The organism is Butyrivibrio sp. AC2005, assembly GCF_000424145.1.
Taxonomy (GTDB): Bacteria; Bacillota; Clostridia; order Lachnospirales; family Lachnospiraceae; genus Butyrivibrio.
Map to the genome: position 1 here is coordinate 12674 of NZ_AUJI01000051.1, position 16707 is coordinate 29380.

The window sequence follows — 16707 nt, forward strand, 5'->3', positions numbered from 1 at the left end:
ATTATTTAAAGAACTTCATATCCTCACTCAGCTTTTCTGCTATTCCCTTAAGTGAATCAGCAGATCCTGACAATGTGGTAACAGTTGCTGAAAGCTCCTGCATAGAAGCTCCTGTCTCCTCTGAGGATGCTGCATTTTCCTGAGAGATCGCTGACAGTGAAGCCATTGCATCCGCAACAACATTCTTGGCATCAACACATGTGATAGCATCTCCTTCAATACTCTTTACACTTACAGCTGTGGATGAGATGTCTTCTATCATCGCATTAACGCTCTGAACTGTGCTTCCGAGAACCTCCATCTGCTCTTCGTTGCCCTTCTGAACCTCTGCTGCCATCTCAACGGCTGACTGGGATTCTGCAAGAAGGATATCCATCTCACGTCTGATATCATCCGCCATCTTACTGGAGTCATCAGCAAGCTTTCCGATTTCTTCAGCAACAACCGCGAAGCCTTTTCCTGCATCGCCTGCTCTTGCAGCCTCAATAGAAGCATTCAGTGACAGCAGGTTAGTCTGAGATGCAATAGATGCGATTCCTTCAACCTTTTCATTGATATTCTCAACCGCCTTACTGGTTGCACCGATTTTTTCGGTAATTGCAGTAATCTTCTCACTCATATTGTGACTGCTCTGCTGGAGATCAGCAAGGCTCTGTGCGGATTCTGTGGATACCTCCTGCATTCTGCTGGTAATTCCGGACAGGTCACCGGTGCTATCCTGAACATGTCCTGTAGCAACATCAATATTGCCGACATTTTCCGTAACACTCTGTATCTCGTCTGCCTGCTGTGTTGCACCTGATGCAATTTCCTGAACTGCATTTGATACATCATCCGCTGTCTGGGAAATCTGACTTGCCGCATCGGCAAGTTCCTCTGACGAATGATTAACCGATACCGCAGATGATTTGATATTCTGAACAATTCCATCCAAAATCTCGATAACAGCATTGGTATTATTTACCATCTGTCCAAATTCGTCTTTGCGGTCTTTATACTTCTGAATATCTACAAATTCACCATTGGCAAGATGACTAAGTGTGTTGTTAACTTCGTTAAGAGGTCCTGTAAAGGACAGTGCCATCTTAAATGAAAGAACAACGGCTATAAGAATCATGATGATGCCTAAAACAACAACTACAAGCGCACTCTTTGTAGCCGATGCCATCGTTTCATTATAATTTTCAGAGAAAATAACTATCCATCCTGTATTTTCTTCCTTGACATATGAAACGATGCGCTTTTCACTTCCGGAACCTGTGAGATAGCTGCCTTCATTTGCGCTTTGTGCCATCTGGAAGAACTGCTTGCTGCTCATATTCTCCTCAGGATCATCTGCTTTTATCTCTTTCTCAGATGTAGCAATAAGTGTGCCGTTTTTATCTGTAATATATGCCTTTTGTGTACCTGAAGCATTATCACGAAGCAGCTGATGCAATACGGAAAGATCATAGCTTCTCTGAGCTATACCTATAACATTTTTATAATCAGTATCATAAACGGGAACTGCGGGCACGATGATTCTCTGCCCTGTAGCCTTGGACACAATAACCTCTGAAAGATGAATGCTGCCGCCTATTGCTGATTTAAAGTAATCTCTCTCATGAACATCGGAGAGGGCTCCATCATCAGATCTTACCAGCTGCTGGCCATCACCACCTGATATAACAATGGCATTTCCATCGTTGTAGGGAACATTTACCTGCTGCAGATATGCCTTCATGGCAGCCTCATCTCTTGAAGCCTCATCCTTAATATAAGCGATAGTAGAAGGGCTTTCTGCCACAGCCTGCAAAGATCTGATCTGCTGATCAATGACGGTCATAAACTGCTCTTTAACAATTACGCACTGTTTGATATTTATGGTCTCCGCATCCGCAAGACCTTTGTTCATCGAATTATTGTAGCTGACAATAATCGCAATGATAAGCGGAATTGCAACAAGCAGAACCATCATCAAAATCAGCTTGGTTTTAACACTGTTAAGACCACTTACATTATTTGCTCCGTTATTCTGTCCATTTTCTTTGCTCATAGTCATCTCCAATTATGAAAAAAGTTAACACTATCTTTTTTAATTGTAGATGTTTGCTGAGTATAATAACATAATCAAAGAATAAAATAATTATTAATAATTCAGAAAAACAGACAAAATATTACGGTTTATTATATTACTCATATGTGCACCATTATGCATGAAAAAATCTTCAGAATCTTTCAGGCTTTCACCGCATACGTCGACGGCAAGAATTTTTCCCATGTAATATTCCTTGAGAAAAACAAGTGCATCCTCGAGTTCACTGCAGGTCATATCTCCCTGGTCCCAGTTTGTGAAAAGCTCATCCCGGCTAAGCACATCCTTATCAACGGAAATATAAACATTTTTCTGAAAAGCTCCGGGATTTTTTTTGGCCTCAGCTTTAAACGCATCAAATCTCTCAAAATATCTGACTTTCTTTTCTATCTCAGGATTATCTGTAAAGGCCTCTTCCATCAGAGCCTTGTCAGCACCAATGATATAAACCTTTTGAATCTCAGGCCTGTCCTTTAGGGCATTGAGAATCCAGCTGCCGCAGGATAAGATATCACCATAGGAAGTCCACTTCATATCTGGATGGTGGTCAAAGACAATTAAGTCAAATACTACATCCTCCTCAGGCAATTGATCAAAATCCGTATCATCATGTATGTTTTGACGTTTATCACATATAACATCCAGAAGAAGCTTGGACATGTAGTGGTAATTACCGTTGTCAAAAAATCTGATTTCTATTTCGCTCTTTTGCAGCTGCCCCGGAATTCTCTTTTTTATCTCTTCATAGGCATAATCGTCGCAGATACAATTGGTTCCGCTTATATCCGTTAACGTCACATAATTGCAATTTGAATCAAAAAGAGAACGAGCGCCCTCTTTTTTGTAAAAGTCAAAGCTCTCGTTCTCATAAATTCCCGTAAAATCATAAACTGTAATACTCATAATTACTTAGCTATCATATCCTTTAAGTGAAGGAGTGCGTCCTCCTTAATAATGCATTTGCCTGTCTCCTCGATGTGAGTCTGTTCAGGCGAGTTCATCATCAGTTCCTCAGCATACTCAAGTCCGCTTCTGCGAAGATCATATACTGCATTCTCTCCATCCGGCTCAAGAACAAGAGTTACATAGTACTCATCATTCTCTTTGTAAAGCCTGGACTCTGTAATAGGAAGACTGAAGGAAACCTTGGCAAATCTTGCTGCGGAATTGATGTCCTTGAATCTGGCCATGTATCTCTCCGCATTTATTATGGGTTTTGCCATCGCCTCAATCTGGGGCTCCTGCTCCTCATCCTGATCGTAAATCTGCTCTATTAATTCTGAAACGTGTCCAATCATTTCATTCAGTGCCTGGCCTTTATCCGAACCGGTCTTAGCCTTTATGGCATCAACTCTCTCCTGAGTCATCTCGCGGAGAATAGCCTCTGCTGAACCACGTATTCTGTCTGCTGATTTCTGAATGTCCTCATTGGACATTTTTATAGCGAAGATGCGCACGCTTCCATCTACCATCATGTTCTTACTCATCATGAGTACTTCTGTTTCGGGATCATACCCCAGCTGTTCGCCAACTTCCCTGTTCAGCTGTGCCATAAACGGAACGGTCTTCTTCTCTCCATTCATGATTGCTTCAGGGGTGAGGCCGATTTCACGGAGTTCTGATGCAGCAATACTGCACTCTACTGTCGTATTATTCATTTTAACGATTACCATATAGCCTCATCTCCTTTCCATTTGAAAAATGAACTGCTATGAATAGTGATTATACTCCATAATGTTAGCACTGTCTAGTGTTGAGTGCTAATTGTCGCAAAATTCACTTTTCCTACTCTTATTGTACTATATATTTCGGCTCAAAGCACTAATTTTATTACATAATTTATGAACGAATATTTAGAAAAATGGTGTGCGCTTTTTTCTATAATAAAAATGACGGACTCGGAACCCCCTCATCCGTCACCTTCGGTGACACCTTCCCCCCAGGGGGAAGGCAATTGTATGTTGTAATCTTCATTCAAATAATCATCTCAAGCGTGAATATTATTCTCTTATCTCTTCAGTGACCTCAACTCATCTCAAGCGTGAGTATTATTCTCTTATCTCTTCAGTGACCTCAACTCATCTCAAGCGTGAGTATTATTCTCTTATCTCTTCAGTGACCTCAACTCATCAAGAAGTGTGTCGGAAACAGTGATTACACGGCTGTTTGCCTGGAAGCCTCTCTGTGTGAGGATCATATCCGTAAACTCTGTGGAAAGATCCACATTACTCATTTCCAGAGTTCCCGAAGTCATGTAGCCGCCATCATCAGTTACCCACATTAGACGTGCAGGACCGGAGTTTCCGGTTACAGCATAGAGGTTTTCACCCTCTTTTGATAAACCCGTTACATTGGCGAACTCAGCAACTGCAATTTTGCCTGCAACTCTGCTCTGGTCATTACTATAGAGTCTTGTGATAGTACCGTCTCTGCCTATGGCAACACCATTCATGTCGCCTTCAGGATAACCCGCTTCTGTTCCGTCTTCCTTTCCTCTGTAAGCTGCAAGAGCTGAGCTGTCCATTCCGTTAAGCGGAGCATAATTTGTTGTACCTGAAAAATCAAGTGTAAATCCGCCGGCTGCTGCCGCTTCACCCTGGAAGTTTAGCTGGATCTGTCCGTCTGCCGAACCGTTTGCACTGACAAATTTTCCGTTAGTGGCGTCATAAACAAGATTAACTGTTGTATTATCAGGGATGCCACCCTCTATGGGCTGGTGATTTTCATCCATTATCATAGTTATATTAGCCTGATAAGAAGTAGGATTATCGTCGCCGGCATCTGTAAATGCCATCCTTACCGTATAGGTCTTGCCGTCTGATCCGTAGAACTCGAGGTCTACTTTTCTTCCGCCATCTGCTGAAAGAAGAGAATCCGTGCGGCTGATATTTCCTGTAACTCTGGCGTAGGTTGTGGCTGTTCCTTCCATCTTGATGAGCTCACCATTGTCATCTATCGGAAGCACCTGTATTCTGTCCTCTGCTCCGACTTGCAATTCATTATTCCCCTCTTCTGCAGCTGTTCCTCTTACATAGAAGCCATCTGATCTTGTAACAAGATACCCTTGAGCATCCACAGCAAAAGAGCCATCTCTTGTATAATTCAATTGGCCTTTATTGTTCTCGATAACAAAGAAGGAATCGCCGTTTATACTAAGATCGAAAACATTGTCAGTCTGCTGAATCGAGCCCTGTTTTTCAATATTTGTCATTATAGAGGAGTACTTTGCTCCGAGTCCTACCTGCTTTGCATTTATGCCGGCACGGACTCCTGAAGCCGGGGCAGCTCTCCTTGCATTCTGATACAAAAGATCACCAAAGGTCGTCTTCTGTGCTTTATAGGATGTGGTATTTACATTTGCTACGTTATTACTGATAACGTCCATCTGTATCTGATGTGTCTTTAGTCCGGCAACTCCGGACCACAATGATCTCATCATACGCTCACCGCCTTCAGAATCTGTCTTCTTTTTCATGAAAAGAAAACATACATATACCTACATCTCTTATTTCGGACACAGATATGATTCACTTTAGGGAAAACTAAAAAAAAACACAAGTTTTTCAACCTGTGCTTTTTTAATATTAAAAGTCCTTCGACCCGTCATTATTAAATTGGAGCTCCTGGTTTTTGATGCTGACCTTGGTGCCTGGGGCGATTGATGAAGTAAGGAATGCGTTAGATCCGACAACCGAGTCATGTCCGATCACAGTCTCGCCGCCAAGGATTGAAGCTCCGGCGTAAATTGTTACGTTGTCCTCAATTGTGGGGTGACGCTTTGCGCCCTTAAGTGCCTGTCCTCCTCTTGTGGAGAGCGCACCTATGGTGACACCCTGATATACCTTTACATGCTCACCGATGATTGAAGTCTCACCGATAACAATGCCTGTTCCATGGTCTATCATGAAGTATTTTCCTATGGTAGCACCGGGATGAATATCGATTCCGGTCTTGGAATGAGCATACTCGGTCATGATTCTCGGAATCAGCGGAACATTCAGGAGATAAAGCTCATGAGCCATACGATTGATTGCTGTTGCAAAAAGTCCCGGGTAGGACAGGATAATCTCTTCCTTACTGAAAGCTGCAGGATCACCCTCATAAGTAGCCTGAAGATCCGTATCAATAAGAGCACGGATGTGTGGTATCTTTTTGAAAAATTCCTGTGTGATGCATCTTGCCCCACAGGTCAGTGTATCATCTGTCGCATTCTGATATTCCTCGCCATGTCTGAAGGCAATCGCTATCTGCTTCTGTAAATTATAGATAACATCCTCAATAACCACAGCAACACGATTTGTATCATTATAGCTCCTGTAAATCTTATCCCTGTAATATCCGGGATAGATTACCCTCGTAAGCTTTTTTACTATATCAATAACAGCATCTCTGTCGGGCTGGTTGAAAATATCCATCTGATCAACATCTCTGCCATTACCATAATCATCAATGATCAGATTAACGATTTTTTCAATCTCAGTCCTTAAATTCTGACGTTCTCCGATATCCATAGTCATCTCCTGTATGCTTTTACTGCATGATTTTTCTGTATGCTTTTACTGCATGATTTTTCTGTATGTTTTTTACTGCGTCTTAATCATTTTTATCTCAGATTTTTTGCCATAGACCTTTTCATCATGAGCAATTCTATATGGAACAATATAATAATAGTACTTCTTTTTACGTGCAAGCTTTTTATCGGTAAATTCAAGTTTGAACTGACTCTTTACGGTTCCTACTTTTTTGTAGCCTTTCTTTTTCTGATTTGAACGGTAGATTTCGTAACCTGCTGCTCCGACTGATTTTGTATAAAAAAGATATGCCTTCTTCTTTTCTGTCTGAAGGTCAACCCAGGTAACCTGAGAAGGCGCGTAATCGTTTATTTTTGCGCCGAGTTTATTAAGCGTCTTTTTATAAGAAGTCAGGTCATCTGCTGATACATAAAGGTCCACCTTCTTACTGGTGCTTATGGTCTTTGTATAGTCCGAATCATCCTCTGTATATGCAAAAAGCTGAACCCAGTAGTGCACTCCATTCACCTTGCAGTGCCCGATTGCACATACGTTGTAGTTGGTGCTAAGCATATTTCTGCGATGCCCCTGACCGGAATAGTACTGGTTGGTCTCCTGAAAAGCTTCAAAAGCCTTCGCAGCCGTCTTATAGCCATAGGCGATGTTCTCACCCGCATACTTGTATTTGTAGCCCTCTTCACTCATTGCGGTAAAACAGGTTTTGCCGTTAGGTCTCTCGTGATTAAAATTAATTGCTATCTCTGCAACTCGCTTCATTGCTATCTTTTCAAGATTATAGTCATACGCAAGTTTTCCTATGCCCTGAGTGTAAACCTTCTGTGTGTTGGTAGAATTCCAGCACCAGGTATTTTTTCCTGTCCTGAAATCATTTATCATCTTCTGCATCTGTCTGGCTGATTTCTGAGCATATTTAATTTTCATGCTGACCTTGGTAACAAGGAATCTTGAAACGGTCTTAGGCTCCGACTCCTCAGAAACCACCTCGCCATCAACGCCCTTAAGCATATAGGTATAGATGCCGCCCTCTTTCATGGCATCATTATCAGTATATGAAAGCTCATCTTCTCCAAGAACAGCGATGAGTTCAAAAGGATCCGTTCTCTTCTGTCTTCTGAAAAGCTGATAGCCTTTTGCCCCGCTTGCGGCCTTCCAGTGAACAACGAGCCCCTCGTACTCATTGGAAATCTCCGTGATGACAGGTTTTGCAATTGTCTGTTTTACTGATTCCTCCGCATGAACTACAAGAGACGACTCTGCAGGTAAAACAGGAGTCGTCATAAGAGAAGCTGCCAGCACAGCAGCCAGAAATCTTTTACTGTTTAAGATACAAAACTTTTTCATAAAATCCCCCGTAAATCAATATTTGCCACAATATCAAATGAGTCCTGTGACAATCCCTTACATTATAATATCACATACTTATAAATTCGAAGCATTTTTTCTTGCCTGAATCAGTCAGACCTAAAAAATATTTTTCTTAAAAAATAAAAAAAGTTATTGCTTTTATTTTTATGTCGTGGTAAGATACCATTTGTCGCCGGGGTGTAGCGCAGTTGGTTAGCGCGCTATCTTAGGGAGGTAGAGGCCGCGAGTTCGAGTCCCGCCACTCCGACTACTGAGCTGAAGATTTGATCTTCAGCTCTTTTTTTGTTTTCACTCAAGTCACATTTCTGCTATTATTGACTTCATGAATACTTCAAATAAAAAACACTTAAACATTGGAATATATGCGCACGTTGATGCCGGAAAAACAACTCTCTCCGAGGCACTTCTGTACCTTGCCGGAGCTATCAGAAAGTCCGGCCGCGTGGATCACGGTGATACCTTCTTTGATACATATTCATTAGAAAGAGCTCGTGGTATTACCATTTTTTCGAAGCAGGCTGAGCTTGATTTCTCGGAAAACACTCACATAACACTTCTTGATACCCCGGGACATGCTGACTTTGCGCCCGAAACAGAGCGTACTATGAAGGTACTTGATCTAGCCATTCTCATTATAAGCGCGGCAGATGGAGTGACTTCACAGGTGCAGACCCTGTGGAAGCTTTTAGAGCACTACAAGGTACCGGTGTGTATTTTTGTAAACAAGATGGATCAGCCTCAGGCTGATAAAGAGGCGGTTGTTTCTGATATTAGGAAAAGACTCTCTGAACATGCTGTAGATTTCTCAGAAGTTATTTCTAAGCAAAGTCATGATGCTACAACCAGCATCACTATCAACCGGGATTATTTATGCAGCGATGAATTCCAGGAGGAGCTTGCCATCTGTGACGATCACCTCCTTAATGCATATCTCGAGGAAGGAAAAGCCGTTACGACTGATGATATCACAAGCCTTCTATCCGGTCGTAAGCTCTTCCCCTGCCTGTTTGGAAGCGCACTGAAAATGGACGGCACAGCTGAGCTCATGGCGCTTATAGACAGTTTCGCAAAAGAACCCGAATACGCTGATGAATTTGCTGCCAGAGTTTACAAGATATCCAGAGATTCAAATGGAACAAGGCTTACCTGGATGAAAATCATGGGCGGTGTTCTCCATGTACGCGATGTTTTGTCTATGACCAGGGGCACAAATATAACAGCAGGTACCGAAAAAGTCGACCAGATCCGCATCTATTCAGGCGAAAAATATGAGCTGCTTCAGGAAGCTCCTGCCGGCACTATTGTTGCAGTGACAGGCCTTGATTCATCTCATGCAGGTCAGGGACTTGGCGCGCTTACAGGCGAAGTCACAGAACTATTGCAGCCGATTCTTTCATCAAGAATCATTCTCCCTGAAGGTGCCGATGCCTTCAAGGTATACAGACAGCTAACCGAGCTCTCTGAGGAAGAGCCTCTCTTATCTGTAAAAAAAGAGGACGAAACCGGTGACCTGACAATCCAGGTTATGGGCGAAGTTCAGATGGAAATCCTAAAACACCAGTGCCAGGAACGCTTCGGGCTCGACATTGATTTTGGTCCGGGGAACATCGTATATAAAGAAACCATCAAAAATCAGGTAGAGGGCGTTGGACACTTCGAGCCACTAAGACATTATGCCGAGGCTCATCTCCTGCTCACTCCTGCAGAACCGGGTAGTGGTCTAAGCTTTGATGCTGACTGCCCTGTGGATGAGCTTGCCTTAAACTGGCAAAGACTTATCCTGTCACACCTTGAAGAATTCAGAATTCGCGGAGTACTCACCGGATCTGAAATAACAGATATGAAAATAACCGTCATAGGCGGAAGATCTCATCTTAAGCACACCGAAGGTGGAGATTTCAGAGAAGCCACCATGCGAGCTGTCCGCCAGGGACTCATGATGGCTGAAAGCATTTTGCTTGAACCCGTCTACGACTTTACAATCGAGCTTCCCACCGAATCCGTAGGACGCGCCATAAGCGACATACAGAAAATGTCCGGAACCACCAATCCTCCGGAGCTTCTTTCTGACGGAAGCTCAAGTATAACCGGCACAGTACCGGCATCTGAGCTTCACGATTATGCACAGGAGCTTTTATCCTACACCCATGGTCAGGGGCGCCTTAATCTGTCCCTTCGAGGTTTTGAACCCTGCCACAATGCTGAAGCGATCATTGAAGAAAAAGCCTATGATCCCGAGCATGACTTGGAACAGCCCACAGGAAGCGTATTCTGCTCGCATGGCGTAGGAACCATCATTCCATGGAACGAAGTAAGGAATCACATGCATGTTGATACAGGCTGGTCATCAGAGAAAACCAGTGAAGTAAATGCTACCGATACCGACCTGACAAGAATGGGTGACTCCCTTAAGAGCTTTAGATCAGACGATATACGAAAAGAAGCTGAGCTTACCTACGAAGAGCGAACAAAGGCCTATAATGCCACAATTCAGGAGCTTGACAGTATTTTTGAACGAACCTATGGTCCTGTAAAGCCGCGCTATGACGCAAAGGCTGATGAGGAAAGGAAGCGAAAAGCTGCAAATAAAGCCCCCGAAAAGCCCTTCAAGGCAGCCAGGCAGTTTTCACCCGAAGATTCCTATCTTCTGGTAGACGGCTACAATATTATTTATGCAAATGACGAGCTTCGCTCCCTTGCCGAAAACGATATGAAATCCGCCCGTGATAAGCTGATGGACATCCTGTCGAATTTTCAGGGATACAGACGCGAAACAGTCATCCTGGTATTTGATGCTTACCGCGTCCCCGGAGGAACAGAGCACGTCTTAAAATACCATAACCTTGACGTTGTTTTCACGAAAGAAGCTGAAACTGCGGATCAGTACATTGAGCGCACCGCCCATGAATACAGCAAAAAAAATCGCGTCACAGTTGCAACCTCTGACGCGATTGAGCAGGTAATCATATATGGTGCAGGCGCAATGCGCATGTCTGCAAACGACTTCTGGTACGAAGTGAACCGCACCGAGGATGAGATACGTTCCAAGTTGTCTTTTACCCCGTAACTTTATTCTTGCCGGTAGTTTTGGAGGTGTACAGGTTTTCATCAGCCCTGTTAAGGACATCGTCCTGCCCTTCGCCTGTTGCAACTCCAAGACTCAGGGTAATAACCTGTTTATCCGCAAATTCCCATGCCTGCTGAGACATGTTATTGCGAAGTCTCTCTGCTACGTTACCAACGTAGGGTACAGCTCTCCTATCAAGAAGAACCGCAAACTCCTCTCCTCCATATCGATAGCACTGGACCTCAGGGGTAGTCTCCTTCTGCATCAGCTGCCCCAATCTTTCAAGAACAATATCACCGTTCTGATGACCATAGGTATCATTTATTTTCTTGAAATCGTCCACATCAATCATGATCACACTATAAAGCTGCTTTCTTCTTATAAGATATTGCAGCCTGTGGTTAAAAGCTTTCCTGTTTAACAGTCCAGTCAGACCATCATATCTGCTGTTTAGAATAATCACTGACAGGACAAGTATAATCACAATGACAAACACTATGGAAACTATGATAATCCTGGTTCTTCTGTAAGTCTGAAGCCTGACACGCTCAGTCTTTGACATCTCAAATTTGGATTCATCAATCATGTTATCGATAGCATTTACATAGGCAATATTCTGATTCTCAAAAAGCTCTGCGTAAAGCGAATTGACAATACTGTTAATATTGTATCTGACCTTACTGCTGGTTGGCGGATACTTCTGCTGAAGCTCCAGGATAGTTTTGAGCTCTGCCTTTTCATAACCATTTTCATTGCATACAGTTATGAAGTCCTGTAAGGCATCAACAACCCTCTCCTCCTTGTCTTCAATATCCTTCTGTGAAAAATTAACCGAGCTGTTGAAAATCTCTGCCGCCCGAAGCAGCGCATCAACATGATAAAAAGGAATTACCATATCCCTAAGAAAGATTATCCTGTACACATCAGAGGTCATCATATCACTATCTGCCCATTTTTCCAGCTTTTCCCTGCATTCTGCGTAGCGTTCCGTTTCAACATAAACTTTTGCAAGCCATATATCATTTATCGCCACATAGGCTTCTTCATAAACTCCGGTATGTGACATCGCGACAATCTCCTGGGATTTATTAAGGTACTCTTCCGCTGCCTGATAATCATTATCCTGAATGGCGAGCATTGCAAGGACGCGGAAGGCATAGCTTTTTATCTGCAGATCTTCAATATCATCAAAGGCTTTGATTTTCTGTGCCTTCTCAATAACTTTCCGTGCGGAGTTATCCGTATAATTATTCAGGAAAAAGTTGGCTATATCAAGATATATATTTATTGTGTGATCTTTTTCCTCGCTTCTCTCAAGATAATACAAAGCATACCCAAGATGTCTGTAATAGGTCATGGTTTCGCCTTTTTCCATATAAATAAGAGCGGCACGCTCATAGAGCCTTCCCAGATCGGCATTAAAAAATGCCTGTTCACTAATCAGTTTATTTATTTCTTCAAGCTCAACATCCATGGTATCCCATTTAAGTGCAAGATCTTTATTTATCAGCTTCTCAACCCGCTCATGGTTCGCCTGTCTTTCAACATAAATATAAGCATCACGAATAAACTGTGCCAGAACCAGCCCGGCCAGAATGAGAAGAATCCCTATTAAAATTTTATGGGTAGTCTGTTTATTCATGCATTTTTCATATAAAAAGTTGAAGCCTAATCTATAACTTCTTGTACATAAAAGCGTAAATGCGCGCAAAAATCTACAACCATATTATATGAAACAAATATTAAAAAAACGTTTATAAAGTATAGTATTTTTCGAAAGTAATTTCCATTTTATGGCTTCTGAAATATAAAAGGCTTCACTCAGCAAAACCAATATTGCCAAGTGAAGCCTCTTTTTTCCAACGAAAATATAAAGTTGAAAAACTTATATTATATGCAAAGGTGCTGACTACAACAGAAAAGTATATCCTATATCACTTAATGGAATACAGATACTCCGTGTTGTAAGTAAGCACATATAACTGCCCGTCCTGTCTGATAAAATATGACGGCGCGGATTTTACCTTGATCTGCTTCTGTGTCTTACCATTATTCTTATTAAGAATATAGATATAATCAGGTTCATCTGTAAATCCATATCCGCATATTATGCTGTCGCCTTCAATAATGAAATTGCAGGCACCGGCAACCTGATCATCACTTTTCCAAAGTGTGTTACCCGAAACCGTATCTATTGCAACAATGTAAGCCTTATGCGGGTTTGCAGATGCATAGGTTCTGTGACCCAGTGCAACAAATAAAGTGTCACCATCCATCAGCGCGTAGAATATGTAGGGTTCTGTATAATCAGCAAACAAGCCTGTTCCCTGATCCGGAGGAGAAATAAACTCATCAAAATAGTAATTGCCGTTCAGCGTCTGAGTCTCCTTGTTCATAACCGTAAGACATAAAATACCACCTTCCGCATTATTACTGATACTGTAGCTAAAGGTGTCATCCTCATAAGCCGGTGCAGTCTCCGGAAGCGGAATATTCTTTTCCTTGGACCATTCCTCTTCATTTAGCCAATCTGTTGTGGTGTGGCTGATTTCCTTAAGTGTAACAGAAGGTGTTCCCACTGCCGTGTCTATTCCATCCGCTGTCCATGCAGTCCATCCGGGATTTGTGACAACAGCATGATACCACCAGTCCTCGCCATCTCCTTCTTCTTCATAGGCCTCGTCGGGGCCTCTTCCGTCATCATCAAGGCCTCCGGGATAGGACCTGGGCGCTGCGGTAATCTCGGTGTTATCAGCCTCCTTAAGCTCCTTGGCGGCGTCTGTAATAAGAGGAATATTGTCCTTTTCATAGTTTATATAAGTATCTGTGAAAAGCTCCGGGTGCTCAAAAAATGACAGCTTCACACTCTGAGCGCCTGCGGCATATGTGCCCATTGCATAGTCTTCAAAGTATATCCATACACCATCATAATCAATTGCCCAGCAAAGCCCTCTGGCATTTTCCTCTAATCTGCCTGGGATACCGCCAACAAGGTTATCCCTGTCATATGAATTACCGTCAAAATATTTTGCTATATCCTCGTTCTGCTTCTCGAGATCACTTACTATAATCTCAGGAAGATCATCCGTACTCTTAAAAACATCAGCGAATTTGATCTCTTGTCCCGTCACAGGATCGTAATTGTAGTTGGAAAAATCGGTGTAGCCATGAGCTCCTGCCAAAAATGTGTAATTGCAAACCACAAACGAAAAGACTCTGCCATCAGATCTTATAGGATATAGGTCACGCCTGTATTCGTATGGAACACTCCAGCCGTTATCGAACATCCCTCTTATATCATCGGTGTTTTTTGTGAAAAACTCCCCCATTTCTTCTTCACCATTTGTGCCGAATTCATCAAGAACCTCTTTGAGCTTTGGAAATTTCTCTTCCTCACTCTTATCGAGGGTTATGGTGTAGTAGATACATGTGGCGAGCTCTTTTCCATCATCGATAAGTGACTCCGGATGGCATTGATAAGAGAACTCTATCGGGGATGAAAGGTCTTCCTCACTGAGAGATGACGCAGCAGAGCTGACTGAGTTATTCTCTGCATCAGTATCGGTGGATTCTTCGTTATCATCTGCATTAGTACCTGTGCCATCCTCGTTATCACCTGCATTAGTATCGGTAGCATCACTCTTATCGCCTGCATCGTTGGTGTCATCAGTTGCATCATCTGCATTAGCGCCGGCGCCCTCTGCGTTATCGTCCGTATCCGTTTCAGAACTGCCCTCTGTGGCTTCAGCATCATCTGACTTAGTATCACCTACCACATTGCCTTCCACTTCTGTCTTTGCTGCTTTTTCCTTTCCCTGAGCTATATCGCCTGCCCCGGAACCGGATGCTCCGCTACCTGCACCGCATCCTGCAGCTGAAGTTACCAATAAACTACCCACCAATGCTGTCGTCAATAATTTGTTCAAAATATCTCCGTTTCGCATATTACCCCCTCTGCTATAAATAATGCATGTCTCTGCTTATTTATCTTGTTATCCCTCATGTTTTACGTTATTTAGTCTTATATTTTTGTGCTATATTGTTAACTTCGCATATTTACAAGATATTTGTCAAGTCCGAGTATTTCACTTGTCAAAATCGCCAATTCTTGCTAATATGTAAATTGCTTGTATGCAATATGTTTTAGGAGGAATACGAAATGAGCGAACAACTTGTTACTTCAGATATGCTCGTAGGCGAGCTTATAACAAAGCATCCCCTTGCAGCACAGTTCCTTATGGAATGTGGCATGGGTTGCATCCACTGCCCCGCTTCTCAGATGGAGTCACTTGCTGAAGCATGCGCAGTTCACGGCATCGACGGTGACGAGATCACAGATGCACTTAATGATTATCTTTTAGAGCACAACGCATAATATTGATAATTCATATAAACCACTTCACCCCGAAGATATCACAATATGTGAAATCCTCGGGGTTTGTTATAAAGTAAACTTTGGCGCAACGTAGGCGAAAACCCACAGGCTTGCCTGTGGGATGAAGCCTTTTTCTATTTTGACAAACACATAGAATAAATAAATAATCTATGTATTAAACATAAAGGAAAAATACAAATGGATAATTTGAAATGCGTAGAGTATGTGAATTCTCATGTAGACGAAATTGCTGAATATGTAAATGAGTGCTTTGATCAATCAAAAGAATTCATAAAAGCAAGGCTGATTCGTCGGATAAGAGATGAATTGGCACCCACTCCAGTTCACTATGAGATAAAATATGTCTACGATCCTTATGATTATTCTGGAATACTTGTAGAAGACGGATACATTTCGCTCGAACAGACTGTAGGAGAATTTCTTGAAAACGAATATAGCGGAAACAAGAAAGCTACTTATGAAAGCGGTCGCGGTTGGAATTATCTTACATACGGCGATGAAATAAGTTACGATACATTAGATATGGCAGCAGACACAATGTTTTCTGCAATACGCAGACATATTGAAAATCATTTTGGTGAAAATCTTTCTGATGATGAACTTAAAGATATTCGAGAATCCTGCAGTGATTTCGATGATATATATGTGGATTGCAAAGCCTATGATTTTATTTGTAGTATGGGTGCTGCTGAATTTGTTGGTATTGAGGATATGCAACTTAAAGACATTGTTAAGAAAGGGAGAAATTCTAATGGCACGACCTAAAAGCGAAAATGTACAAATCAATATCTCTATCCCAGCTGAATGGAAGAAGGAACTTGAAAACCTTGCACGGATCTATTCAGTTGAGGAAGGTGAAACCGTTACTTTCCTTGATCTTATGCGCAGGGGCATTCAGGAAAAATATCAGTTAGGAGTAAAAGACAATGAGTGAGGGGCAATATCATAGTGCTTCACATTGTAAATATCTGATACAGTATCATATCATCTGGTGTCCTAAATTTAGATCTTCAGTATTAAAGGGCAATGTAGAAGATACGCTCAAACTGATACTTCAAAAAATCTGCGATGATTATAACTATAGTATCAAGGCCCTTGAAGTAATGCCTGACCATATACATATATTTGTAGATGTCCCACAGACTGTTGCACCGTGCGATGTTGTCAGGACTCTCAAGAGTATCAGTGCAATAGAACTGTTTAAGGCATTTCCACAACTCAAACGATTCTATGCAAGATGCGGTGTTTTATGGTCAAAGGGATATTTTGTGTC

The 16707-nt window shown here is 42.2% G+C and carries 13 protein-coding genes and 1 tRNA gene; 6 read left to right on the top strand and 8 right to left on the bottom strand.

The annotated features are described in order from the left end of the window. Nucleotide 1: 1 nt before the first annotated feature. From G602_RS0114520 to G602_RS29095, 6 genes are all read right to left on the bottom strand, one after another. The gene (locus G602_RS0114520; protein ID WP_026659639.1) at nt 2–2035 is read right to left on the bottom strand and encodes a methyl-accepting chemotaxis protein; all 2034 of its coding nucleotides are present in this window, start codon (nt 2033–2035) and stop codon (nt 2–4) included. 93 nt (nt 2036–2128) lie between these two features. Further along, the gene (locus G602_RS0114525) at nt 2129–2977 is read right to left on the bottom strand and encodes a hypothetical protein (protein WP_026659640.1); all 849 of its coding nucleotides are present in this window, start codon (nt 2975–2977) and stop codon (nt 2129–2131) included. A gap of 2 nt (nt 2978–2979) precedes the next feature. Beyond that, the gene (locus G602_RS0114530) at nt 2980–3747 is read right to left on the bottom strand and encodes an adaptor protein MecA (RefSeq protein ID WP_026659641.1); all 768 of its coding nucleotides are present in this window, start codon (nt 3745–3747) and stop codon (nt 2980–2982) included. Nucleotides 3748–4178: 431 nt separating this feature from the next. Then, nucleotides 4179–5549 (bottom strand): flagellar hook protein FlgE, encoded by a 1371-nt coding sequence (locus tag G602_RS29090; RefSeq protein WP_026659642.1) that lies wholly within the window; start codon nt 5547–5549, stop codon nt 4179–4181. A gap of 109 nt (nt 5550–5658) precedes the next feature. Next, nucleotides 5659–6585, bottom strand: coding sequence for a serine O-acetyltransferase (locus G602_RS0114540; RefSeq protein WP_026659643.1), 927 nt, complete (start codon nt 6583–6585; stop codon nt 5659–5661). A gap of 72 nt (nt 6586–6657) precedes the next feature. After that, complete coding sequence (locus tag G602_RS29095) at nt 6658–7947, bottom strand: CAP domain-containing protein (protein WP_049945246.1); 1290 nt, start codon at nt 7945–7947, stop codon at nt 6658–6660. A gap of 197 nt (nt 7948–8144) precedes the next feature. Here G602_RS29095 and G602_RS0114550 point away from each other — a divergent pair. Together G602_RS0114550 and G602_RS26790 are read left to right on the top strand one after the other, a co-directional pair. Further along, nucleotides 8145–8218: transfer RNA gene (locus G602_RS0114550), tRNA-Pro, on the top strand. Between the two features lie 75 nt (nt 8219–8293). After that, nucleotides 8294–11038, top strand: a complete 2745-nt coding sequence (locus G602_RS26790; RefSeq protein ID WP_044932215.1) for a translation factor GTPase family protein — start codon at nt 8294–8296, stop codon at nt 11036–11038. On the opposite strand, the gene G602_RS29100 is transcribed toward G602_RS26790, so the two are convergent. Together G602_RS29100 and G602_RS29105 are read right to left on the bottom strand one after the other, a co-directional pair. Next, on the bottom strand, nt 11028–12680 hold the full coding sequence (locus G602_RS29100) for a GGDEF domain-containing protein (protein ID WP_026659644.1): 1653 nt from the start codon (nt 12678–12680) through the stop codon (nt 11028–11030). The genes G602_RS26790 and G602_RS29100 overlap by 11 nt on opposite strands. Before the next feature lie 292 nt (nt 12681–12972). Further along, on the bottom strand, nt 12973–14982 hold the full coding sequence (locus tag G602_RS29105; protein WP_049945247.1) for an RsiV family protein: 2010 nt from the start codon (nt 14980–14982) through the stop codon (nt 12973–12975). 215 nt (nt 14983–15197) lie between these two features. Here G602_RS29105 and G602_RS0114570 point away from each other — a divergent pair, with 215 nt between their 5' ends. The 4 genes from G602_RS0114570 to tnpA form a co-directional block, all read left to right on the top strand. Continuing rightward, nucleotides 15198–15413: a DUF1858 domain-containing protein gene (locus G602_RS0114570; RefSeq protein WP_026659645.1), complete on the top strand. Its 216-nt coding sequence runs from the start codon at nt 15198–15200 to the stop codon at nt 15411–15413. A 198-nt stretch (nt 15414–15611) separates the two neighbouring features. Then, nucleotides 15612–16199: a hypothetical protein gene (locus tag G602_RS0114575; protein WP_026659646.1), complete on the top strand. Its 588-nt coding sequence runs from the start codon at nt 15612–15614 to the stop codon at nt 16197–16199. Beyond that, nucleotides 16186–16368: a hypothetical protein gene (locus tag G602_RS0114580; RefSeq protein WP_022762587.1), complete on the top strand. Its 183-nt coding sequence runs from the start codon at nt 16186–16188 to the stop codon at nt 16366–16368. The genes G602_RS0114575 and G602_RS0114580 overlap by 14 nt, the downstream gene beginning before the upstream one ends. Then, on the top strand, nt 16361–16707 hold a 347-nt coding region (gene tnpA / locus G602_RS0114585; protein WP_026659648.1), incomplete at its 3' end, for an IS200/IS605 family transposase. The genes G602_RS0114580 and tnpA, both read left to right, overlap by 8 nt.

Excerpts from the sequence above, each read along its gene's own strand:
- G602_RS0114520 (WP_026659639.1), bottom strand. The coding sequence starts at position 2,035 with ATGAGCAAAGAAAATGGACAGAATAACGGAGCAAATAATGTAAGTGGT.
- G602_RS0114525 (WP_026659640.1), bottom strand. The coding sequence starts at position 2,977 with ATGAGTATTACAGTTTATGATTTTACGGGAATTTATGAGAACGAGAGC.
- G602_RS0114530 (WP_026659641.1), bottom strand. The coding sequence starts at position 3,747 with ATGGTAATCGTTAAAATGAATAATACGACAGTAGAGTGCAGTATTGCT.
- G602_RS29090 (WP_026659642.1), bottom strand. The coding sequence starts at position 5,549 with ATGAAAAAGAAGACAGATTCTGAAGGCGGTGAGCGTATGATGAGATCA.
- G602_RS0114540 (WP_026659643.1), bottom strand. The coding sequence starts at position 6,585 with ATGGATATCGGAGAACGTCAGAATTTAAGGACTGAGATTGAAAAAATC.
- G602_RS29095 (WP_049945246.1), bottom strand. The coding sequence starts at position 7,947 with ATGAAAAAGTTTTGTATCTTAAACAGTAAAAGATTTCTGGCTGCTGTG.
- G602_RS26790 (WP_044932215.1), top strand. The coding sequence starts at position 8,294 with ATGAATACTTCAAATAAAAAACACTTAAACATTGGAATATATGCGCAC.
- G602_RS29100 (WP_026659644.1), bottom strand. The coding sequence starts at position 12,680 with ATGAATAAACAGACTACCCATAAAATTTTAATAGGGATTCTTCTCATT.
- G602_RS29105 (WP_049945247.1), bottom strand. The coding sequence starts at position 14,982 with ATGCGAAACGGAGATATTTTGAACAAATTATTGACGACAGCATTGGTG.
- G602_RS0114570 (WP_026659645.1), top strand. The coding sequence starts at position 15,198 with ATGAGCGAACAACTTGTTACTTCAGATATGCTCGTAGGCGAGCTTATA.
- G602_RS0114575 (WP_026659646.1), top strand. The coding sequence starts at position 15,612 with ATGGATAATTTGAAATGCGTAGAGTATGTGAATTCTCATGTAGACGAA.
- G602_RS0114580 (WP_022762587.1), top strand. The coding sequence starts at position 16,186 with ATGGCACGACCTAAAAGCGAAAATGTACAAATCAATATCTCTATCCCA.